Annotated in this window: 20 protein-coding genes; 5 read left to right on the top strand and 15 right to left on the bottom strand. The window is 39.0% G+C overall.

Annotated elements, in window-relative coordinates; genetic code table 11:
* Window positions 1-2: 2 nt before the first annotated feature.
* Genes BN8061_RS05570 through BN8061_RS05555 form a run of 4 tightly spaced genes read right to left on the bottom strand, consistent with a single transcriptional unit; the run spans window position 3 to window position 3,813 of the window.
* A complete protein-coding gene (locus BN8061_RS05570; protein ID WP_068597207.1) occupies window positions 3-635 on the bottom strand; it encodes a DUF4141 domain-containing protein in 633 nt (210 codons plus the stop codon).
* A gap of 27 nt (window positions 636-662) precedes the next feature.
* Entirely contained in the window at window positions 663-3,167 is a 2,505-nt protein-coding gene (locus BN8061_RS05565) for a TraG family conjugative transposon ATPase (RefSeq protein ID WP_068597206.1), read from the bottom strand.
* A complete protein-coding gene (locus BN8061_RS05560) occupies window positions 3,164-3,496 on the bottom strand; it encodes a DUF4133 domain-containing protein (RefSeq protein ID WP_068597204.1) in 333 nt (110 codons plus the stop codon). The genes BN8061_RS05565 and BN8061_RS05560 overlap by 4 nt, the downstream gene beginning before the upstream one ends.
* A gap of 11 nt (window positions 3,497-3,507) precedes the next feature.
* On the bottom strand, window positions 3,508-3,813 hold the full coding sequence (locus BN8061_RS05555) for a DUF4134 domain-containing protein (RefSeq protein ID WP_002979435.1): 306 nt from the start codon (window positions 3,811-3,813) through the stop codon (window positions 3,508-3,510).
* Window positions 3,814-3,993: 180 nt separating this feature from the next.
* On the opposite strand from BN8061_RS05555, the gene BN8061_RS05550 reads away from it, so the two are divergent.
* Window positions 3,994-4,902 (top strand): HamA C-terminal domain-containing protein, encoded by a 909-nt coding sequence (locus BN8061_RS05550; RefSeq protein ID WP_068597202.1) that lies wholly within the window; start codon window positions 3,994-3,996, stop codon window positions 4,900-4,902.
* Window positions 4,902-7,478 carry a DEAD/DEAH box helicase gene (locus BN8061_RS05545; RefSeq protein ID WP_068597200.1) on the top strand — a complete coding sequence of 859 codons (2,577 nt, stop codon included), beginning with the start codon at window positions 4,902-4,904 and terminating at the stop codon, window positions 7,476-7,478. Before BN8061_RS05550 ends, BN8061_RS05545 begins: the two co-directional genes overlap by 1 nt.
* Window positions 7,479-7,512: 34 nt before the next feature.
* On the opposite strand, the gene BN8061_RS05540 is transcribed toward BN8061_RS05545, so the two are convergent.
* The 5 genes from BN8061_RS05540 to BN8061_RS05520 are packed head-to-tail and all read right to left on the bottom strand — an operon-like array spanning window position 7,513 to window position 9,962.
* Window positions 7,513-8,157 (bottom strand): conjugal transfer protein TraD, encoded by a 645-nt coding sequence (locus tag BN8061_RS05540; RefSeq protein WP_068597198.1) that lies wholly within the window; start codon window positions 8,155-8,157, stop codon window positions 7,513-7,515.
* A 2-nt stretch (window positions 8,158-8,159) separates the two neighbouring features.
* Window positions 8,160-8,432 (bottom strand): DUF3408 domain-containing protein, encoded by a 273-nt coding sequence (locus BN8061_RS05535; RefSeq protein WP_078690887.1) that lies wholly within the window; start codon window positions 8,430-8,432, stop codon window positions 8,160-8,162.
* A gap of 11 nt (window positions 8,433-8,443) precedes the next feature.
* The gene (locus BN8061_RS05530) at window positions 8,444-8,716 is read right to left on the bottom strand and encodes a DUF3408 domain-containing protein (protein WP_068597194.1); all 273 of its coding nucleotides are present in this window, start codon (window positions 8,714-8,716) and stop codon (window positions 8,444-8,446) included.
* Window positions 8,717-8,727: 11 nt separating this feature from the next.
* The gene (locus tag BN8061_RS05525; RefSeq protein WP_068597193.1) at window positions 8,728-9,189 is read right to left on the bottom strand and encodes a DUF3408 domain-containing protein; all 462 of its coding nucleotides are present in this window, start codon (window positions 9,187-9,189) and stop codon (window positions 8,728-8,730) included.
* Window positions 9,190-9,194: 5 nt separating this feature from the next.
* Entirely contained in the window at window positions 9,195-9,962 is a 768-nt protein-coding gene (locus BN8061_RS05520) for a ParA family protein (RefSeq protein ID WP_068597191.1), read from the bottom strand.
* A 751-nt stretch (window positions 9,963-10,713) separates the two neighbouring features.
* On the opposite strand from BN8061_RS05520, the gene mobA reads away from it, so the two are divergent.
* From mobA to mobC, 3 genes are all read left to right on the top strand, one after another.
* Window positions 10,714-11,151, top strand: coding sequence for a conjugal transfer protein MobA (mobA, locus tag BN8061_RS05510; protein ID WP_068597188.1), 438 nt, complete (start codon window positions 10,714-10,716; stop codon window positions 11,149-11,151).
* Window positions 11,152-11,237: 86 nt separating this feature from the next.
* Window positions 11,238-12,530 (top strand): conjugal transfer protein MobB, encoded by a 1,293-nt coding sequence (mobB, locus tag BN8061_RS05505; protein WP_068597186.1) that lies wholly within the window; start codon window positions 11,238-11,240, stop codon window positions 12,528-12,530.
* Window positions 12,531-12,632: 102 nt separating this feature from the next.
* A complete protein-coding gene (gene mobC / locus BN8061_RS05500) occupies window positions 12,633-14,633 on the top strand; it encodes a conjugal transfer protein MobC (RefSeq protein ID WP_068597185.1) in 2,001 nt (666 codons plus the stop codon).
* 58 nt (window positions 14,634-14,691) lie between these two features.
* Here mobC and BN8061_RS05495 read toward each other — a convergent pair whose 3' ends face one another.
* The 6 genes from BN8061_RS05495 to BN8061_RS05470 all read right to left on the bottom strand — a co-directional run bounded on the left by BN8061_RS05495 (window position 14,692) and on the right by BN8061_RS05470 (window position 21,577).
* Entirely contained in the window at window positions 14,692-15,453 is a 762-nt protein-coding gene (locus tag BN8061_RS05495) for an SDR family NAD(P)-dependent oxidoreductase (RefSeq protein ID WP_068597184.1), read from the bottom strand.
* An 83-nt stretch (window positions 15,454-15,536) separates the two neighbouring features.
* Window positions 15,537-17,270: an ABC transporter ATP-binding protein gene (locus tag BN8061_RS05490; RefSeq protein WP_068597183.1), complete on the bottom strand. Its 1,734-nt coding sequence runs from the start codon at window positions 17,268-17,270 to the stop codon at window positions 15,537-15,539.
* Window positions 17,263-18,012, bottom strand: a complete 750-nt coding sequence (locus BN8061_RS05485) for a DUF6796 family protein (RefSeq protein ID WP_068597181.1) — start codon at window positions 18,010-18,012, stop codon at window positions 17,263-17,265. Before BN8061_RS05485 ends, BN8061_RS05490 begins: the two co-directional genes overlap by 8 nt.
* Window positions 18,009-18,986: an alpha/beta fold hydrolase gene (locus BN8061_RS05480; RefSeq protein ID WP_068597180.1), complete on the bottom strand. Its 978-nt coding sequence runs from the start codon at window positions 18,984-18,986 to the stop codon at window positions 18,009-18,011. The genes BN8061_RS05485 and BN8061_RS05480 overlap by 4 nt, the downstream gene beginning before the upstream one ends.
* Window positions 18,987-18,997: 11 nt before the next feature.
* Complete coding sequence (locus BN8061_RS05475) at window positions 18,998-19,810, bottom strand: siderophore-interacting protein (RefSeq protein ID WP_068597178.1); 813 nt, start codon at window positions 19,808-19,810, stop codon at window positions 18,998-19,000.
* A 15-nt stretch (window positions 19,811-19,825) separates the two neighbouring features.
* Window positions 19,826-21,577: an ABC transporter ATP-binding protein gene (locus tag BN8061_RS05470; RefSeq protein WP_235802692.1), complete on the bottom strand. Its 1,752-nt coding sequence runs from the start codon at window positions 21,575-21,577 to the stop codon at window positions 19,826-19,828.
* Window positions 21,578-21,715 lie beyond the last annotated feature (138 nt).

The raw sequence follows: 21,715 nt of genomic DNA, 5'->3' as shown, positions 1-21,715 counted from the left end.
TTTTACCAGTATTTTTGGTTAGCAGTTCCATAGAGTTCAAGCACTCTTTTGGCATCGTTTTTCTTTTTCGCTCTCAGGTAGCTTACAGAAATGTTCTTATTGGTGTAGTAGCGAACAAGGCTGTGGTAGTCCTTAACTTCTTTGTACACACGGTCAATAATATCCATACGCTCCTTGTCGTTCAGTGAAAGGCTTGATGCTGTTATAATCTGTTTGAGTTCTTTCAGCAGTTCGGTACTTTCATTCAGCAATGCCGAATAACCGTTACCTATGGCTACCAATTCCTGTGGCGAAAAATTGGGGTCGTTCATCATCTTGCCGAAATTCTGCACATACATTTCAGACACATCGCCTACCAGCAAAACAGTTTGCTGCACCTTACGGGCATCTTTCACAAGGTTATTGATTGCTTTTAGCTTGTCGTAATACTCTTTGCCCTGCTCATATACTTTCTTCACTTCGTTGAAGTTCTTGACCACATTGCTCACGGTGGAAGAAGTCTGTACGATTTCGTTCGCAGAGTTGAGAATACCTGAAGCCAGATTTGCAGGGTCGGTTACTACAAATTGAGCTTTCGCACTTGGGGCAACGGCAAGCATTAGTGCCGTAAACGCCATTAAAAATATTTTTTTCATTGTCTTGAAATTTTTGATTGTTAATAATTATTGATTTACCTGTTCACGCCGTTGCATAGCGATATGCTTGATGGCGAGTTCGACGTTACCGTCGAGTTCCGATGCGAGCTGCATCACTTCCATTTTTTCGGTTTCTTCGGTGGTGTATGCGAGATATTCCTCCAAACTAACTTCGGTGGCATAGACTGCCGAGTGTGTACCACCTAAGCCAATCCAAACCTCTTTGTACAGTCGGCTTGCATCGTTGTTCATATTGATGGAAAGTACCTGTCCTTTTTCCTTATCGGTCAGCCCCAACATCGCCTGTATGTCATCAAACTTGTTCATATACTTGCGTTGGTCTAAGAGGATTTTGCAATCGGAATTATTGATGATACTTTCTTTGACGATGGGCGACTGAATAATATCATCGACCTCCTGCGTTACGACAATCGCTTCTCCGAAAAATTTTCTGACGGTCTTAAACAGATACTTGATGTATTCTGCCATTCCCTCTTTGGCAATCGCTTTCCAAGCCTCTTCAATTAAGATGAGTTTGCGAATACCTTTCAGCCTCCGCATCTTGTTGATAAAGACTTCCATAATGATGATGGTTACTATGGGAAAGAGGATTTTGTGGTCTTTTATCGCATCAATTTCAAACACGATAAAGCGTTTGGAAAGCAGGTCTAACTGCTTATCGGAGTTCAACAGATAATCGTACTCGCCACCTTTGTAGTAGGGTTCGAGAACGTTCAGGAAATTGGCGATGTCAAAGTCTTTTTCCCTGACCTGTTTTTCTTCCAATACCTTGCGGTAGTCGCCTTGCACATACTCATAGAAGCCGTTGAATGACGGATAAACATCGTCCTGTTTGATACGTTCTATATAACCGCTTACAGCATTAGATAATGCCACTTCTTCAGAACGGGTTGGCGGTTCATCATCACGTTTCCAAAGTGTGAGTATCAATGTCTTGATACTTTCACGCTTTTCGATGTCGAAAACGCCATCATCCGTATAGAAAGGGTTAAAGGCAATGGGATTGTCCTCTGTGTATGTAAAATATACACCGTCTTCGCCTTTTGTTTTTCCTTTAATCAGTTCACACAATCCCTGATAAGAGTTACCCGTATCTACCAGCAGAACGTGAGCACCCTGTTCAAAATATTGGCGAACCATATGATTGGTAAAAAAAGATTTACCCGAACCTGACGGACCAAGTATAAATTTATTTCGATTTGTGATAATTCCTTTCTTCATTGGCAAGTCAGAAATATCCAAATGAATAGGCTTCCCGGTCAGCCTGTCCGCCATTTTGATACCGAACGGAGAGGGGGAATTGTGGTAGTTGGTTTCTTCTGTAAAGAAGCATAGAGCTGGCTCGATAAAAGTGTAAAAACTTTCCTCTGCCGGAAAGTCGCCTGCATTTCCGGGCATCCCTGCCCAATACAGTGTTGCTACGTCCGTTGTATTATGGCGTGGCTTACATTCCATTAAAGCCAAAGCACTACCACAATCGTTTTTCAATTGTTTGAGTTCTGACGGGTTATCAGACCACGCCATTATGTTGAAGTGTGCCCTGATAGAAGATAGCCCGAAGGAATGTGCTTCGTTCAAGTATTTTTCTATCCACTCTTTGTTGATTTGGTTGGCACGGCTGTACCGAGCCAGTGAGTGCATATTCCTTGCGGACTTCTCAAACTTTTGCAGGTTGTCTTCGCTGTTATCCAAAAACAAATATTGGTTGTAGATATGGTTACAGCTAAGGAGTAATCCCACAGGAGCAGCGAACGATAAACGGCAGTCGCTCCGGTCGGTGGACAATTTTTCAAAACGGGTATCAGCCGATACCGTTCCGGGCAGGTCGTCCGTATCGGACAAGGTATGCAGCGATAACCTTTTATTTCCGATACGGACTTCTTCAGCCCCCAATGCGATGTCCTGCATTGGGGTTCCGGCTTCTCTTGACAGCGTAAGGTATTGTTCTAACAATCCCTGCTTTTCATCAGTGCCGATAATGTCATCTTCGGTAAGGCGTTGCAGGATTATGAAACCGCTATCGTTCACGATACGCTCAAACTGTGCCACCGCTTCCATAAAGCGGTGTATCGTTTCCTTGTTCCTGATTTCCTTTGGTATCAGCGTACCTTTGCAAAGCGAACTGAAGTTGCTTTGCATACGCATTCTTTCCTTAGTGGTCTTGGTCAGGAACAGGTAGCAATAGTGGCTCAGGAATGGTCGCTCGTTGAAATGACTTTGATAGCTTTTAGACAGGAAACTTTGGTCTTCCTGTGCTAAATCGGGAGCATAGTTTTCTTTGATGTACCAATCCTGCTTATGGATTACCGTAAAATCGGGCAAGGTTTTGATTGCCTTGTGCCAAGCGGAATGAATGGCTTCGTATTCTGCCGATGCTACCGTAAACAGCTCCGGCAAACGAACCTCAAAGCAGGCGGTAATGTCCGCATCTTTGGAAAGGATGCAGTTGTTCTCTACTGCCAGCAAAGGAAATTTGTTTTCCAGCGTTGTTGTCTTTACAACGTTTCTCATAGGGCATTCGATTTAGGAGTGAATTTTAAATAGCGGTGTACAGGCTTGCGGCAGATGATGTATCGGGGATGTCTTTTATTTGCCCCGATTTTCATTAGTCCGTGTTCGCCATACTTTTTGTTCAGTGAAAAGGTCTGCCACACAATGAGCGAAGCACCGCCTGCTCCGAGGAACAGGCAGATGTAAGAGTTTACGCCTGCCATATACAGTATCATCACAAGGATGAGCGTACCGAGCAGTCCGCCTGCGAAGATGAACAGGTATTGTGCTTTCAGCCCCTTAAATTCCACTGTCCTGCCAATGCCTTTGTTTATGTTGTAACTGTTCATAAAGCAAAGGATTAAAGGAAGAATGAACGCAGTATGGTAGCCGCCACGATTAAGAAAATACACGCACCAAACCAACTTGCCGCAGTCTTGCTCGTGTCGGGGTCGCCCGAACTGAATTTGTTGTACACCTTAACGCCTCCGATGAGCCCAACTACCGCACCGATGGCGTAGATTAATTGGGTTGCGGGGTCGAAATAAGACGTTACCATTTGGGTAGCCTCGTTGATACCAGCCGAACCGTTTCCCTGTGCGAACGCACCAATTCCTGACAGCATTGCCACGGCTGCCAGCAAAACTTTTTTTCTCTGTTTTTCCATAATTGAAACACATTAATTTGTTATTGTTATCCCGCACCTTGCGGACTTTCGGGACAAAGGTGTTTCGGAAATCAAAGGGGTATAACAAAGTGGCAGTCAAAGGAATGATTTGGCGTTGAGTGGCTTTTAATATCAAAAAAATAGTACTACTTTAGCTCAAATTGATTAGCTGACTGAATTTTGGAACTAAAATCTACTTTAAACGAAACTTTTTTAGAACTCTTTTCTAACGAAATTGAATGTGATATTCCAGATACTCACTCAAAGCTCAATTTGCATATTCTGAAAATTGAAAACAATCAATTTTGTTATCCCGAATTGGTTAATCATTTAAGAAATCATTTTATTTCCTTTTCACTTTCAAGAAAAGAAATACAAGATTTTGAGAAAGACAGAAGATATGGGGAGCTTTATACAAAAGCTGCCTCAAAATTTCGAGATTATAATGTAAATGATGGAGAAGCAGGGGAATTGCTGCTTTATTGTTTTTTGGAATCTCACTTAAAAGCTCCCAAAATACTAACGAAGTTAGAAATAAAACTTTCATCAAAAGACTATGCAAAAGTTTCTGATGGAGTTCATTTATTAAAAGTTACTAACAACGACTATCATTTGATTTTCGGTGAATCTAAATTAGAACAAAAACTCACAACTTCAATTTCAAACGCTTTTAAATCAATTCACGATTTTACAACAAGAGACAAAAGCAATATCAATGATGAAATTGGTCTTTTGAGTTCACAACTATGTAAAGAAGCATTTGATGAAGACCTTTATCAGTTTTTGAAATCTGTTATAATGCCGAAAGCGAATTCGGAACAACCAATCACTAAGAATAATGCTTTTGCAATTTTTGCAGGATTTGAAATCAATCCAACAGACGAGGAAAAAAGATTAAGCAATTCTGATTTTCTAAAAACAATAAAAGAGCAGATAAAGGAAGAAGTGAGAGGGAAAATGGAGCATATCAAAAAGAAAATTGAAGAATATAACTTACACGGTTATACTTTTTACGTGTATGTTTTTCCATTTATGAGGTTGGATGAAACAAGAAAAGATATTATCAAGAAAATTACATTGGCAGAATAATGATTGAAAGTTTAGCAACAGATGTTTTACAAGATACATATTTCACGGCTTTATACAATAAAGCTGCGAAACTGTTTGCTAATAAACTCTTTTCAGAAGCCGAATCAGATGAATTTAACGAAAAAGAGTTAAGCGACTTGCTTCGATTTGCTGATATTTTATCCAACTCAAAAAATCCTGCGTCAAGAAATAAGGCTTATCACATAATCACATTATTAAATCCAAAACACAAGTCCAATCCTTACTATAAAACTTTTTCACATTCAGTTTTAGCCAAATTGGGGAACTTTCCAGCGATTGAATACCTGAAAAATGAAGATGAAAATATCTCTGAATTGCCGTTTGAAAGAGATGTTGAAAAGAAAGTCAAAGAGTTTATTCAGGCAGTTCCTGATACCGAAGATTTAATTTTTACAGATTCTCAATTTGAACTTTATACTAAAATCAGTAATTCAAAACATTTTAGCTTTTCGGGACCAACTTCAATGGGAAAATCATTTATTATCAAATCTTTTATCAGAAAGGTTGTAGGTAATAAACCGCCTGAAAATATTGTGATAATGGTTCCGACAAGAGCCTTGATAAATCAGTTTTCTATTGACTTAAACAAAGAGTTGAAAGTAATTTTGGAACATTACAATTACAAAGTTGTAACAAATAGTAGTGTTTCTGAATTGCCGTCTGAAAGCCAACAACGATATATTTTTGTATTAACACCAGAAAGGTTATTGAGTTATTTATCGCAAAAAGGTAATCCGTCTTTTGCCTATTTGTTTGTTGATGAAGCTCACAAATTAGCAGCCGAAAAAGATACAAGAGCGGTTACTGCATATTCGGCCATTTCAAAATCATTGAAGCAAAACAAAAATCTCAATCTATATTTTGCCTCCCCAAATGTTTCTAATCCAGAAGTCTTTTTAAAACTATTTAAAAAAGATGAAACGCTTAACTACAAAACCAAAGAAACTCCTGTATCACAAAACTTGTTTTTTGTCGATTTAACAGAAAATAAAGTTGTTCATTATTTAGAAACAGAACAATATCAGTTTGAACCCGATATTATCCAAAATGCAGACAATATTTATAATGTTCTTTCTGCATTAGGAAAAAACACAAACAATATTGTGTATTGTAGCTCAAAGTTTGAGGCTGTTGATAAAGCCGAAAAAATGTTTAGCTTTTTTAACCAGCATGAGCCAACAAAATCCAATAATGTCAAAAAGGTAATCAGACAAATTAAAGGTTATATTCATAAGGATTATTATTTGGCTGATTTTCTAAACAAAGGTATAGCTTATCACTTTGGTAATCTTCCTCAAATTATTAGAAATAAGGTTGAAGCACTGTTTAAAGGTAGAGAAATCGGATATGTATTTTGCACTTCCACTCTTTTAGAGGGTGTAAATATGCCTGCAAAAAATGTTTTCATTCTCAATAATAAAAATGGTCGGAATAATTTTCAACCTATTGACTTTTGGAATCTTGCAGGTCGGGCAGGTCGATTGAGATATGAATTGTCAGGCAATATAATTTGTTTAAAAGAGAATGAAAAGGCTTGGAAAAAGCCCGAAAGCCTTTTAGAAAATAAAACAGAGATTTTACTTAATCCTACTGTTGAGAATTACATTGACAAGAAATTAAAAAAAATAGAAGAACTATTAAATGAAAATCCCGACATAAAGAATGAGAGCGAAACCATTAAGGAGATTTTAAAATATATTGCTAATATTATCAGCATTGACACGCTTGAAATTGAAAGGTCAAATTATCAAAGTGAAATTATCAAAAAGTTAATTCAAGAGAATAAACAAGAAATAATTGATTTAGCAAAAAAGAAAAATGGAAAAATTGAAGTCCCATCATCGGTGCTTAGTACAAACAATTCAATTAAACTAAAAATACAAAATGAAGTATTTATAGCATTACAAAAGCAAAAAGACAATCCAACAACTATAAAATTACCTGCAAAAGTTGATTATGACGTTTGCAAAGAATGGCTGCATAAACTTTATGATTTATTCAAATGGCAAACAGAAGAAAAGCAGTTTAAATCAAAAGCTCAGCTTGATTATTATGCTATGTTGATGAATCAATGGATAAATGGCGTTTCATTAAATCAAATCATTACGCAATCTATTGCCTTTTATTCAACCTCAAAAGGAAAAATACGGGCAGGCTATGACGAAAGTGGAATAAAACTTGAACACTTTAATGGAAGCAAGCAACATATCAATATTCTTATTGGAAGTATTATTGATGATATTGAATATGTTTTACGTTTTCTTTTAGAAAAGTATTTCAACAACTATTATGCAATGTTGGTTGAAATTTTAGGCGAAGAAAATGCAGGTGTAAATTGGGCTACTTTTCTTGAATATGGAACTCAAAATTCTATTGTAATTGCGTTGCAGAATTATGGTTTATCCCGACATTCGGCTGATTATCTTTATAAAAATTTCAAAGATTGCTTAAAAATTGAAGGTGACAAGTTGGTTGAAATCAATTTACAAAAGTTGAAACAAAAATTAGACAAGGAAGCAATTGAATATGATGAAATTAACTTAATATTATTATAGATATTTTTAAATTTATAAATATTGAGGAATTCGCTCACACAAACTCCCCAATGTCAAAATCCTCAAAACCATTTTTCCGCAAATTGGAAGAACCGGCTTCGGTATCAGATGATGAAAGTGTGCTGTCCAAAAGCTCGGCAATCTTTTTGGAAGCACCTTGCATTGAACTTTCGAGTAGAGCAAATAATTCGGTTCCCTGTAATCTTTGAACTATATCAATCGCTGTTTCCTTTTGGGCTGGTTCCAATGTTTCTTTTTGGAGCAACACCCCCACGCTGTTTAGTTCTTCAAAGGTAACCCCCTGGGCAAAACCGTCATCGCTACCGGATGTTCTGTACCTGTTCAAATCTTCTTCTTCCTCTGCTAAATCGGGTACATTATTACTGAAGACCTCGTCCAATTCTTCCTGCGGAATTTGTTGAATACCTACGTTTTCATTTGCGTCGTATTCGATATCTAAATTATCAATATCTACCTCCGGTTCCGCTATCTGGCGTTGATTGGCAGGATTTGGCAGGGATTGGCTTCTTACGGGCTTTGGTTGCCCCATAATATCGGGCAGATTTGGGTTAACTTTTTCCTGTTTCGGTTTTTGTTCCGACTTCCGTTTAATAACAATCTTGTCCTGTAAAAACAGGGCAATGACTATCAGCAGGCATATTACAATTACTATTTCCATCGCTAAAAAATTGGTTTGTTCTGTTTGTTGTAATAATCAATGATGTCTTCGCCAAATTCTTTGAAGTGATGTTCAAGAATGTTGTCTATTAAAGAGTAAAGCGTGGCTTTGTCCTCTCTTGATACCTGTACAATACGAAGCAACCGTTCGTGGTATTCGGGACGTATATACACTACTTTTCCGTGTCGTCCTGACGGAAACCGGTTGATGAGGAATATAGAGGGATAAGGGTTTTTCCGCTCTTTATTTTTCTGATTTTTTCTATTGCTGTTCATCGCTATAATTTTTAAAAAGTTGGTTTATCTGCTTTACCATAAAGCTCTTTCATTTCCGTTCCGAAATCATCAAAATGATGCTGAAGCAAATTCTGCAAATAATCGGCAAGGGTCAGCTTGCCACCACCGAGCATAAATACAAGCAGGTTCAGTTTCTGATGAAACTCTTTGCTGATATATACCGTTTTCCCTTTCCTTGCCATAAATTCCGTAGGTGTAAGGAATGTGGATTTGTATTGAGCCGTGCGTAAGGCTTTGTCTGTTTTTTTGTTTGTATTTTTCATAATCTGTTGCTTTAAAAAATGGGTTTAAACTTCTCATTGAAATCATCGGTAATTGCTTTCTCAAACAGTTCAAAATGATGTTCGAGAATATTGTCGAGGTAAGCATACAGCGGTATCTTATCTTTCCCGATAACCTGTACGATACGGGACAGACGTTCGTGGTATTCCTGCCGGATATAGATGCTCTTGTCGCCTCGCTTTTCCATAGAGTGCGTATTGAGGAAGCGTTCGCCATAAGTGCTGTCGGTATTTTTCCTGGCTCTTGTCCGTTCTCTTTGTACGGGTTTATCCTGTACTGGTTCCTTAACTTCTTCTTTGACGATTTCTTCTTTAATTTCCTCTTTGGGAGGTTCTTCAGGCGTTTCGGCAGGAGGCTGTTTCATTCCCTCTTTGCGGACACCTCCAGCCATTAATGACATTACATATTCCTCGTCAATTTCAGGGCTGTTTCTTTTTTTATTTCCTTTTTCCATAATCGTTACAGTTCAATGGTTCTTAAAAATTCCTGGATAAATAAATCCAACTGGCAGGCAGTCATCAGCCTTTGGTCGGGCGGCAGCAACGAAGAACGGAAAGGCGTTTTTTCCATTGCTTCGCTTTCTTTCCTGAAACGCTTGCTGTCCGTTACATAAATCTTCATCAGGGAGAAACCCAAATCCGCTATGAATTTGCCGTACAAATCATAGAGTTCCGATTTTTCACGTCTGTCCACCTGGTTCCAAAACAGGTGGATGTCTTTAATGGTGCTTCCCCCGTTTTTCATTATAATATCAGTAAGAGCCTGTGTAAAGCTCAGTGTACTTTCCACGACAACCCTGTCAGCCGTGATAGGCGAAAAAATGTAATCCATTCCCATAAGGGTATGAAGTATTCCGGCAGAATTGACCGTTCCGGGCAGGTCGAAGAAAACTACATCAAACGGAATTGTTGAGGAACGGAGTAAATTATCGGCTTCACTCAAAGCTGTTTCCGCTTTGCATTGCTCTATCGTGTAGGCTTTCTTATTAATGGTCATAAACTGCCTGTGGGCAATCCGCTTAAAGTGTTCGTTTTCCCTTACGGCTTTCAAATCCCTTTCACGCATTTTTAATAAACTGTACTGCGGATAATCGCAATCCAACACGGCTACATTGTAGCCCATCCGGTAATGGAGCAGGCTGGCTACAAGTGCAGTAAATGTGCTTTTGCCAACACCGCCTTTTTGCGAAGAAAAGGCAATGAACAGTGGTTTCTTTTTTGTTTCCATATCTTAAAAATTTAAAGTTTCTACTTTCTTGCAGGCATTCCATCCTGCGGACTGTTTGTCTATCATTCCTGATTTCATTCCGGCTTCCTTGCAGGATAGCCAGCCATCTTGCTTGACTGAACTTATGACTGTCTGCCTCTCTGCAATACGGCAGGACAGCACCCGTTCCTGTTTGCTATCATTCAGGAGAGCCGTCATTCCTGCAAACCTGCATACGTTCAGGAAGTCTGTCTTGTGTGATTGCCTGCCGTCAGTCTATCACGTTTGCTTTCTTGCAATCTTGCAGTCTTGCAATCCGGCTTGCAGAATAGTCTGCATTTCTGAATGCTGTCTATCCGCTCTGAATGATGGTCTGATAGCGTTCCTGCCTGAAATCTGACACAAAGAACCAATGTTATTTTCCTTGTTGTACACAGGTGGCAGTGTTTGGCGTTCAAAGGCAGTGTTTGGCACTCTGTTACACTGCAATGCTTTCAGAAAGAGGGGTTTACTTTGTAAAATGAATTTTATTAATGGATTTATGCAAAATCGAATGGACAAAACGGACTTTAACAGCAACAGCATCGAGCCGTTTTTCCCTGTTAAAATCAATCCGTCCCGCAGGGTGGATTTTTGTGTTCACCGGAACACGGCAAGTTGTGTTTTGAGCATCTCGAAAACTTTTCGGATGCTCAAAACAACTTGCCCTTGCAGGGGGCAGAAAACGTCCTCCGAAGTCGGCGTTTTTGTGTGAATTAAAAATGGATTAGTGATGAATGAGAACAACAAAAAACAGTTGAAAAAGACGGGGCGACCGCTTAAAAACGACCCTGCGAAAATACGCTACACGATTTCCTTTAACGAGGAGGAACACGCCCGTTTTCTTGCCCTCTTTGATAAATCGGGTATGCAGGTAAAGGCACATTTTATAACGTCTTGTATCTTCAATAAGACGATAAAATCGCTGCATATCGACAAAGGAACGGTTGATTTCTATATGCGACTGACTTCGTTTCACAGTCAATTCCGCTCTATTGGTGTCAATTATAATCAGATTGTAAAGCTATTGTACAAGAGTTTTTCCGAGAAAAAGGCATCGGCTTACCTGTACAAGTTGGAAAAACAGACGGCAGAAATGGTCGAATTGTTCAAAAAAGTTGTGGAGATAACCGAGGAATTTAATAAAAAATACCTCAAAAAACAGCCTTAGACCTGGTTGAGCTATCCATTAAAAGGTAAAATCAATAGCTCATCCAAGCTTCATTACCATCAAGAAAATAAAAAAATCAATGAAAAATGATAGCGAAAATCGGAAGAAGTGCAAATTTATACGGAGCATTGGCGTATAATAATCTGAAAGTTGAGAAAGAAAACGGACAAATCCTGTTTGCAAATAAGATAATTGAAACGTCCAACGGGCAGTATTCCGTGGCACAATTGGCACAATCTTTTGTTCCATATCTGTTGGCTAATCAAAATACAGAGAAACATACCCTGCATATTTCGCTCAATCCCGACCCGAAAGATACCGTTAGCGATGATAAGTTTCGGGAAATGGCACAGCAGTATATGAGGGAGTTGGGATATGGCGAACAGCCTTTTGTGGTATTCAAACATACCGATATTGACCGTACCCATATCCATATCGTATCGGTTTGTGTGGACGAAAACGGAAAAAAGATTTCGGACAAATTCGAGAAAATGCGGTCTATGAACATCTGCCGTGAACTGGAAAAACAACACGGATTGATACCTGCAACAGATAAAGAGCGTAGCCAGAACGATAAAATTTTCCACCCTGTGGATTACCGTAAAGGAGATGTGAAAAGTCAGATTGCTTCAGTAGTACGACACCTGCCGAACTATTATCAATATCAGACTTTGGGCGAATACAATGCTTTGCTTTCCCTGTTCAATATTACCACCGAAAAGATAGAGGGCGAATTGCAGGGTAAACCACAGCAAGGTTTGCTATATATTCCGTTGAATGAAAAAGGCGAAAAAGCAGGACATCCGTTTAAGGCTTCCTTATTCGGAAAGAATGCAGGGCTACCAGCATTGGAATTGCATTTTGCGAAATGCAAAACGTCTTTGAAAGACCACCCAACCAGGAATACTTTAAAAGCTACCGTAACCATTGCCCTGCAATCTACGGATAATGAATTGAGCTTTAAGAAGCAGTTGGGAGAGCAAGGTATTAATGTGGTAGTTCGCAGAAACGACACCGGACGTATCTACGGTATGACGTTCATAGACCACAATTCCAAAACAATCTGGAATGGTTCACGTTTAAGCAAGGAACTTTCTGCCAATACCTTTAATGATTATTGGAATAATAACGTCAAACCCGACATTAAAGAGCCTGACGAGCCAAAAGAAAAAATATCCCGTTCACAAGACAAGGAAGATTTGCCAGCCGAGCAACCGCACCCTATGTTTGAATTTGATAATACCAATAAGAAAGACGACGGTTTAATAGAAGCCTTTGGTGGTTTACTCATTCCCGAAACACAGGGAGAAGATTACGAAGAACAAGACTTTGCAAATAAGATGAAGAAGAAGCGGAAACGCAAAAGAGGTCAGCAGTAGTATTCAGCCAAACACAGCCACACACTGCCAATGACTGCCACATTCTTATAGCCACTCTTCAGAGCCTCTAAATTCACGCCCGAACATTTAAAAAATTATAAAATGCAGGGAGAAGACGATTTAAGAGGGCTTGCCAAGATAATGGCTTTTATGCGGGCAGTCAGTATTCTATTGGTGCTGATGCACCTTTATTGGTTCTGCTACGGTTTCTTTTTAGAACGTGGCTGGACATTGGAAGTCATCAACAAAATTTTAGGCAATTTCGATAGAACAGCGGGTTTGTTTTCGCATACTCTATATACCAAAGTATTTGCTTTGGTTTTGTTGGCTTTAAGCTGTTTGGGTACTAAGGGCGTAAAGAATGAAAAAATAACCTGGTCTAAAATTTACGTGGCTTTGGGCATTGGCTTTGTGCTGTTCTTCCTAAATACACCATTGTTAAAGCTATCTCCGGTAACAGGCACTTTCCTGTATATCCTTACTATCTCGTTAGGCTATATCGCCTTGCTGATGGCAGGCGTATGGATGAGCCGATTGCTGCGTACCAACCTGATGGACGATGTTTTCAATAACGAAAACGAGAGCTTCCAACAGGAAACTAACCTGATGGAAAATGAATATTCTGTCAACCTACCCACCAAATTCTACTACAAAGGCAAATGGAACAACGGTTGGATAAACATTGTAAATCCTTTCAGGGCAACGATTGTGTTGGGAACTCCCGGTTCCGGTAAATCTTATGCCATTGTAAACAATTATATCAAACAGCAGATTGAGAAAGGTTTTTCGATGTATATCTACGATTTTAAGTTTGACGACCTATCTACTATTGCCTACAACCACTTGCTGAAGAACAGGGATAAATATAAAGTTCAACCGAAATTCTACGTGATTAACTTTGACGACCCACGCAAGAGCCACCGTTGTAATCCGCTTAATCCCGACTTTATGACGGATATTTCCGATGCTTACGAAGCGGCTTATACGATAATGCTAAATCTTAATAGGTCGTGGATACAGAAACAAGGAGATTTTTTCGTGGAAAGCCCAATTATATTATTGGCAGCCATTATTTGGTATCTGAAAATCTACGAGGATGGTAAATATTGCACTTTCCCACACGCCATTGAATTGCTGAACAAAAAATATTCGGATGTATTCACGATTTTAACTTCCTATCCCGATTTGGAAAATTATTTATCACCCTTTATGGATGCCTGGCAAGGGGGAGCACAAGACCAGTTACAGGGGCAGATTGCATCAGCGAAAATTCCTTTGTCAAGAATGATTTCTCCAAGTCTTTATTGGGTAATGACAGGTGATGATTTTTCGCTGGACATCAACAATCCTAAAGAGCCGAAAATTTTGTGTGTCGGTAATAATCCCGACCGTCAAAATATTTACTCCGCAGCTTTGGGGCTTTACAATTCCCGAATTGTTAAACTCATTAATAAGAAAGGGCAATTAAAGAGTTCAGTTATCATAGACGAGTTGCCAACAATTTATTTTCGGGGCTTGGATAATCTTATAGCAACAGCGAGAAGTAATAAGGTAGCGGTTTGCCTGGGCTTTCAGGACTTTTCGCAGTTAATCCGTGATTATGGAGATAAGGAAGCCAAAGTAATACAGAATACAGTAGGTAATATTTTCAGTGGTCAGGTGGTTGGCGAAACGGCAAAAAGTCTTTCGGAGCGTTTCGGAAAGGTATTACAGAAACGCCAAAGTATGACCATTAACCGAAATGACAAATCTACTTCCATTTCAACCCAATTAGACAGCCTTATCCCAGCCTCAAAAATCAGTACGCTTACACAGGGTATGTTTGTTGGTTCGGTATCTGATAACTTTGACGAGCGTATCGAGCAAAAGACATTTCACGCCGAAATCGTGGTAGATAACGAAAAGGTAACTGCCGAAACCAAAGCCTATCAGAAGATACCCGAAATTTTATCCTTTGTTGATGAACACGGAGAAGACAATATGAAACAGGAAATTGAAGCCAATTACAGGCAGATAAAATCAGATATTCTACATATTGTGGATAGCGAAATGGAGCGGATTAAAAATGACCCGAACTTACAGCATTTGGTAAATTCAATCTAAAAAATGACGGTTAATTTTAACCGTCATTTTACTAAGATTTATTTATAGTTTTATAGTACTAAGCCATTGTCATACCGCCATCGATGACCAATTTCATTCCGGTAATAAATTTACTGTCATCAGAAGCGAGAAACAAAACTCCATTTGCAATGTCTTCATTAGTAGCATATCTCTTTAAAGGAATAGTAGCTTCAAAACCTTTTTTTGCTGCTTCAGCTTCCCCTGGTGCATAACCCTCTTCCAAAGAACGCATCATGCGATTATCAACAGGTGAAGGATGAATAGAATTAACACGTATATTTCTTGATGCAGCTTCATTTGCAACGGTACGGGTAATCCCGATGACAGCGTGCTTACTGGTTACATAAGCTGATACATTTGGTGAACCTACCAGCCCAGCAACCGAAGAAGTATTAATGATACTTCCGCCATCATTCATCTGTGGTAATACATATTTAATACCCAACCATACGCCTTTTACATTAACGGCAATAAGTTTGTCAAAAACTTCTTCAGGATATTCTGTGATTGGTTTAACAACTCCTTCGATACCCGCATTGTTGAAGAATATGTCTATTTTCCCAAAAGTGTCCACAGTATGTTTTACGTATTTCTGTACGTCATCTGATTTTGTAACATCGGCGGCAACAAAGCTTACATTCGGACTATTTAATTCTGAAGCTACTTTACTTAATGCTTCCTCATTGATATCTACCAATACCACTTTTGCTCCTTCATTTAAAAACAACTTTGCTGTTGTTGAACCAATTGCTCCGGAACCTCCGGTAATAATGGTTACTTTATCTGCTAATTTTCCCATATTTACTATTTATTAAAGTTAAACAATTACTATTATGTAAATTTAAGAATGACAATATTGATTTAATGTAACCAAAGTCACATTTATGAATCAATTTTCTTCACTTTCCAACCCCCTGTTTTTTGCTGTATATCCCACATTTTTTGATAGATACCTCCTTGGGATAGTAATGCTGAATGTTCTCCCTTTTCGGCAATTCTTCCTTCTTTCAGAACGATGATTTGATTGGCTTTTTGAATAGTAGCCAGCTTGTGAGCGATAACCAATACTGTTTTAGATTTCACCAATTCCTGAATAGCTTTTTGGATATAAATTTCGTTTTCGGGATCGAGTGAAGCAGTAGCCTCGTCTAATAGAACAATAGGTGCATCTTTCAGTAAAGCCCGTGCAATACTGATACGTTGCTTTTGTCCGCCCGAAAGTTTGCTGCCCCCTTCGCCGACCATCGTGTCCATTCCTTCAGGAAATTCCCAGGCAAAGCTCAATACCTGTGCTTTGTCGGCTGCTTCAATGATTTCTTCCTTTGTAGCATTGGGCTTACCGATTTTGATGTTGTTGTAAATGGTGTCGTCAAACAGATACACTTCCTGAAATACTTCACTGATTAATCCGTAGAATTTATCCTGATTGATGTTCCTGATATCCACACCTCCGATTTTTATACTGCCGGAATTGACATCCCAGAAACGGGCTACGAGTGAGGCAATGGTTGTTTTACCCGAACCGGAATGCCCGACCAAAGCGGTCATTGACTTCTCGGGCACGATAAAGTTCAAATCCTGAACAGTTGTTTTATCCAGATAACCAAAACGCACATTTTCAAAAGCAATATCAAAACGTGTAGGAATTTCGTTTTTGTCGGTTTCCATTGTCGGTTCTTCCAAAACGTTGATTACACGGTTCAGACTTTCATTCATATAACGTAAAACCAAATAATCCACCATTACCACTTTGAGTGGATTATATAGATTGTAACCCATTATTAAAAATGTAATCAATACGGGAACAGTAATGGAATTTCCGCTCAAATAATACAGCCCCAAAGCCACCATCGCCAGAAAACCAATTTCAAAAACCACACCTGCCGTGATGACAAACGGTCCCGGAATAGCTTCCATTTTGATGCTTTTTTTGCGTAAATCTTCAAAAGCATTTTCTAATCCTTTATGCCTTTCGCCCGTTTGTCCGTAGGATTTCAAATGACGGATGCCTTGTACGTATTCGAGAAATTTTGCACCCATTGTGTTGCGTGCGGCAATTTGTTTTTTACCTAATTTGCTCACGAAATAATTTGCTAATTGCAAAAACGGAAAGATCAAGGGCAAGGCTGCCAGCAGACAGAGAGCCAGCCTCCAATCGTATATAAACAGGAATACTGAAAGTACTACTGTTCCAAAAGCTGCCGATGCCAGATTGCCTACACTATGCCCAAATATTCCTTCAAAATTGGCTACATCCTGTAATACAATGGAGGCAATTTCGCCCGGATCTTTTTTCTTAAAAAATCCCAATGAGAATTTCTGTATGCAATTGCCTAAATGAATTCGGAGTTTGGTAGATAAATCATACACCCAGACATTGGATTTAACCATTGATCTGGAAGCGATGAAAAACTGTATGAGGAGCATCACTGCCATTAAGCCTACGACTGTCCATATCTTCCGGATATTCGGATGTTCTGAGAACAATTCCCATATAATAACCAACAAAATTCCTGATGGAGCAGCCACAAAAATGCTGTGTATGATTTCCCAAAAAGCTACCTGCCAGGTTTCTTTTTTGTTGAATGAAGTAACGTATTTTAAGTTTTTAATCATCTTGTTTAGTTGAAATTTGAGAATTGAAAGTGATTAATTTTTGTCTGAATAATATTAGCAACAAAACAAAGAAAATCAGATACGCTATATTGAAACCAGCTGAACCGAGATATCCTTTGATATCCGAAGGAGGCAGCAAAAGATTGAAAGGTATCTGATAAATAGTAATAAATACCAGACTGATTAGCCCAGCCCATTTGGGTAAAATTGTTTTTCCGGAGAATACCAATACTGAAAAAATAAGCCAGCTTAACAGCAATACGATAATCGCAGTTCCCCACGTAATGTAATGCACTTTCATAAATCCGGATGCCGTTTCCAACAGATATGGATGAGCAATTTTATCGGTATGATAGATGGCTTTGTGAATTTCCCCTGTAAAGAAAAAAACAGCGTGCCCCAGTGGCATCAGCAATACACTCAGCACCAAAAGACAATAAGTTCCACAAGCGTACCATTTGGATTTATCCTTTATAAATTGATAAGCCAGCCAAACGCCGGGTAAGAACAGTATAGCAGTCATAGAAGCAATCAAAGCTCCGAATATCAATCGATTAGTCGATCCTTCCAACATCAAAGTAGCGAGACCGACATCTACTTTATCGGCATAATCTTTTGAAAATAAGGGGTAATCTGTCGGATTAACTTCAAAACCGGCAACAAAGATATCGCCGATAATCCAGCATATAGAGGCGACTATTGCCGATGCAAATGCCCATTTTATTTTTGTTTGATAGTTCATTTTTCAGATTTTTTTATATGTTCTAATATAACATTACTGGTTTCGGTAGGATGAGAAACTAACCCACCGTGAGCTGCATCAGGAATGGTTTTTGTGCGTATTTTACTCACTTTTCTTTTTAATTCCTCCACCACAGCTGGATAAACTGGAATAGAAGCCGTTCCTGAAATGACCGTAATATTTCCTTTGAAATTATTCAGGTTTTCAGGTTGGATGTTAAGTCTTTCGGGGTCGTTTGATTGGTCTAACCAGGTTCTGAAATCGGCTGTCATTGTACTTCTTGCACGTTCATCAAAGATGTCTTGCCAACTGTTTTCTCCAAATGCAACCTTTTCTACGAAATGAATGGTTCCCTCTTCAACGCTCCCGTTTTCTAATAAAGTTTTTGCTGTTGTCATTGCTTTTTTGACCGCTTGCATCTCTGTTTTGTATTCGGGTTTATCTTTCAATAACCCAAATATTGGCGGTTCATACAACACAATGCTTTCCGCTTTTTCAGGATAAAGGGAAGCCAATTGCACAACAATATTAGCTCCATAAGAATGACCAATAAAATGAGCTTTTTCAAATCCTAATTTTGTTATGAGTAACAAAACATCATTTACATCCTGAGAAATTGTTCCTTGTTGTGTATCTGGAGAAGAAGCACCATGCCCTCTTCTGTCATAAATGATAATAGGATTATTTAATTCTCTGGTCAATTGTACCGCTACAGGCATCCAGGAATGGTGGTCATCCCAGGAACCGTGTACAAAAACGAGTGGTGTACCTTTACCCTTTTTATAGCGAACCGCTAAATCTCCACTCCCAATATTTACCAAATAAAGCGGATTTTCATTCTGAAAAGATGTTTGAAGTATTTCATTCGATTTACTGACTTGCTGTCCAAAAACATTATTTCCGAAGAAAATAATTGTACTGAATACAAGCAGCAAAAACATTCCAAACTTAAAGTTCAAATTGAGTATTTTCATTTTTACACGAATTAATGTTCTTCTTTCTCCTTATGCCGATCATCAGTTGATTTGTCCTCGGACACGCCAGCTTTCCAATACGAATACGCATACAGTTCTTCCTGTTTCCAACCTTTTTCTTTCCGTAGATACTGACGTATTTCTTTTACTGTTGAAAATTCAGCAGCTATGTATCCCGACCTTGAAACTTCGGGCAGAGTTTGTTGTTTTAACGTTTCTGCCAATTGGCTTCCGTTTTGAGGATGCTCATTATGTACCCAGATAAAATCAATGTTTGCTACTGTTTGCAAATCCTGCTCGTCTTCTTTTCCGTGTACTTCGATGATGCAAGTGCCTTTTGCCGTTTCGGGCAGGTCTTCCAATATGGCTGCCACAACAGGAATTCCCGTGGGATCGGCTACCAACAAATAATTTTCAGCTTTGGCATACAGCTCTGTTTTGCCGTCTTTCATCAATACGCCTAATACATCGCCTTCTTTAGCCCCAATGGCCCACGCAGAGGCGGGACCTTCGTCCCCGTGAGCTACAAAATCTATCCAGATTTCATTGGTTTTCAAATCAATTCCTCTATGGGTATAAGTACGTACAACGGGGCGAACATCTTCGGGCATTGGCAGCCATTGTCTCTTTTCGTAGTCAAATTCAGGGAAGTAGATTTTGTGTACCCCTTTTGGCGGAATCAGAATTTTGTTGTTCACTCCAACGGTCGTGTTGTCAAACAACGGTACTTTTTCACCAGTCAGATAGATACGGATGTAATGGGGTGTGAGGTATTCTTTTCGACTTACGTTGAGTTCTGCTTGTATGGGGTTGAAATTTTTCATTTTTATATTCTTCAATTAAATTACAAATTCTTTGGCTCTGATATGGGCATTCCACATCCGTTGATACAATTCACTTTGCACCAACAGTTCATTGTGTTTTCCTTTTGCAGATAATTTTCCTTTATCAAATAACAAAATCTGGTCGGCATCGGTAATCGTACTCAATCTATGTGCAATGATTAATACTGTTTTATCTTTTATCAATTCTCTGAATGCTTGTTGTATCTTATATTCATTCTCGGGGTCGGCAAAGGCTGTGGCTTCGTCCAGAATCAATATCGGTGCATCTTTCAGAATGGCTCTTGCCAATTGAAAACGTTGCTGTTCGCCACCACTCAGATGTACACCCGATTGCCCGAATAAGGTATCGTAACCATTGGGCAGACTCAAAATCAAATCGTGGATTTGTGCCGCCTTAGCTGCTTTTTCTACCTCTTCACGGGTTTTATTCATTCCCATCTTTATATTATCATACATACTCTGCTGAAACATAAAACTGTCCTGAAAAACAAACGATACCATCTGCATTAATTGTTCCGTAGGATATTCCCTGATGTCCTTTCCTCCAATATAAATTCCGCCATTATTCACATCCCAGAATCTTGATAACAACTGACCGACCGTACTTTTTCCTGCTCCCGAAGGTCCGACTAATGCAGTTATGGTCTTCTCTTTGATTTCAAAATTGATATTGTTTAACACCCAATTTTTATCCTGATAAGCAAAAGAAACATCCTGAAATTCGATGTTATAGTTTTCAGGTTTTTGAATTACTGTATTTTCTTCTAAATCATTTTGTCCTAACAGTTCATCAATTTGCTCCACACCACGGTTGATGATGGAAAGCTGCATTCCCATATTACTCAGCACAAAGAGGGGTTTGATATAACCCGTTCCCAAAATCAAGAAGAGCAACAATGTAGCCAGCGTAACACCATTTTGGAAGTACAGATACAGACCAAGAGCCAATACGGGGAGCATTGCATTGCTTGTAAAACTCATAAATACGGCAAAACCAGGAGTACTGCTTTTGACCCATTCAGCAACGAAATTATTGAAACATTTGACCGTGTTACCGTATTTGTCAAATGTTTCTGCCGATTGTCCGAAGATTTTCATCACCGGCATTGCCCGAACGTATTCCACAATGCCTGCATTCATATCTTCCAAGGATTGATGATAGTCTTTGATGAGTTGCTTGTTCCGTCCACCATACATTTTGGGAAGCATAATCGCCAATACCAGCAACGGTACAAAACTAATGGCTGCCAAACGCCAATCTTGTGAAAACAAATAAACAATGGTAATGATGGGCAACGCAATTCCTTTCACGAAATCGGGAATCTGGTGGGCAATGAAACTTTCAATCCGTTCCACATCGTCCGATAGGATTTTTTTCAATGCTCCCGAATTATGGTTGTTCAGGTAGCCCATCGGCATTTTCCCTACTTTTTCTGCAATGAATTTCCGAAGTTCGTACAGAATATTGAAAGCCGCAATATGCGATAAAATTCCAGACAGAAACAACAAAGCCATACTGATAATAGCTGCAATCACTGCATATACAATATATGTTCTTGTAAGCGTAAAATCTACCGTTTCCTTCGTCAGTTCCCTGATGATATAAAACATCAGGATGTAAGGAACCAAGCTCAACACAGCGTGAACCACCGCCAGAAATCCCGATACAAATAGTAATCCTCTCCGTCTTCCGGCAATTTCCAACAGCCGTGCTATTCCGGTTTTTTTTCGTTTTTTTTCATTCATTGGTAAAATATTACTTTCTATTAAGAATGGTTCTAAATAATTTATAACTTTGTGCAAATATAAAAAGTTAGATTATTCTAACAGGTATGTAAGAGGGATTAAAATGTCCGTAGTACGGATTAATTAATATAAATACAA

The sequence above is a fragment of the Vaginella massiliensis genome (assembly GCF_900089075.1).
Classification (GTDB): Bacteria; Bacteroidota; Bacteroidia; order Flavobacteriales; family Weeksellaceae; genus Weeksella; species Weeksella massiliensis_A.
This window is presented reverse-complemented; position numbering and strand designations above follow the sequence as displayed.

Coding starts and splice junctions, on each gene's coding strand:
- mobA (WP_068597188.1), top strand. CDS start 10,714: ATGAATGAGAACAACAAAAAACAGTTGAAAAAGACGGGGCGACCGCTT.
- BN8061_RS05470 (WP_235802692.1), bottom strand. CDS start 21,577: ATGAATGAAAAAAAACGAAAAAAAACCGGAATAGCACGGCTGTTGGAA.
- BN8061_RS05535 (WP_078690887.1), bottom strand. CDS start 8,432: ATGAACAGCAATAGAAAAAATCAGAAAAATAAAGAGCGGAAAAACCCT.
- BN8061_RS05540 (WP_068597198.1), bottom strand. CDS start 8,157: ATGGAAATAGTAATTGTAATATGCCTGCTGATAGTCATTGCCCTGTTT.
- BN8061_RS05495 (WP_068597184.1), bottom strand. CDS start 15,453: ATGGGAAAATTAGCAGATAAAGTAACCATTATTACCGGAGGTTCCGGA.
- BN8061_RS05565 (WP_068597206.1), bottom strand. CDS start 3,167: ATGAGAAACGTTGTAAAGACAACAACGCTGGAAAACAAATTTCCTTTG.
- BN8061_RS05555 (WP_002979435.1), bottom strand. CDS start 3,813: ATGGAAAAACAGAGAAAAAAAGTTTTGCTGGCAGCCGTGGCAATGCTG.
- BN8061_RS05545 (WP_068597200.1), top strand. CDS start 4,902: ATGATTGAAAGTTTAGCAACAGATGTTTTACAAGATACATATTTCACG.
- BN8061_RS05480 (WP_068597180.1), bottom strand. CDS start 18,986: ATGAAAATACTCAATTTGAACTTTAAGTTTGGAATGTTTTTGCTGCTT.
- BN8061_RS05520 (WP_068597191.1), bottom strand. CDS start 9,962: ATGGAAACAAAAAAGAAACCACTGTTCATTGCCTTTTCTTCGCAAAAA.
- BN8061_RS05525 (WP_068597193.1), bottom strand. CDS start 9,189: ATGGAAAAAGGAAATAAAAAAAGAAACAGCCCTGAAATTGACGAGGAA.
- BN8061_RS05570 (WP_068597207.1), bottom strand. CDS start 635: ATGAAAAAAATATTTTTAATGGCGTTTACGGCACTAATGCTTGCCGTT.
- BN8061_RS05475 (WP_068597178.1), bottom strand. CDS start 19,810: ATGAAAAATTTCAACCCCATACAAGCAGAACTCAACGTAAGTCGAAAA.
- BN8061_RS05485 (WP_068597181.1), bottom strand. CDS start 18,012: ATGAACTATCAAACAAAAATAAAATGGGCATTTGCATCGGCAATAGTC.
- BN8061_RS05490 (WP_068597183.1), bottom strand. CDS start 17,270: ATGATTAAAAACTTAAAATACGTTACTTCATTCAACAAAAAAGAAACC.
- mobB (WP_068597186.1), top strand. CDS start 11,238: ATGATAGCGAAAATCGGAAGAAGTGCAAATTTATACGGAGCATTGGCG.
- mobC (WP_068597185.1), top strand. CDS start 12,633: ATGCAGGGAGAAGACGATTTAAGAGGGCTTGCCAAGATAATGGCTTTT.
- BN8061_RS05530 (WP_068597194.1), bottom strand. CDS start 8,716: ATGAAAAATACAAACAAAAAAACAGACAAAGCCTTACGCACGGCTCAA.
- BN8061_RS05560 (WP_068597204.1), bottom strand. CDS start 3,496: ATGAACAGTTACAACATAAACAAAGGCATTGGCAGGACAGTGGAATTT.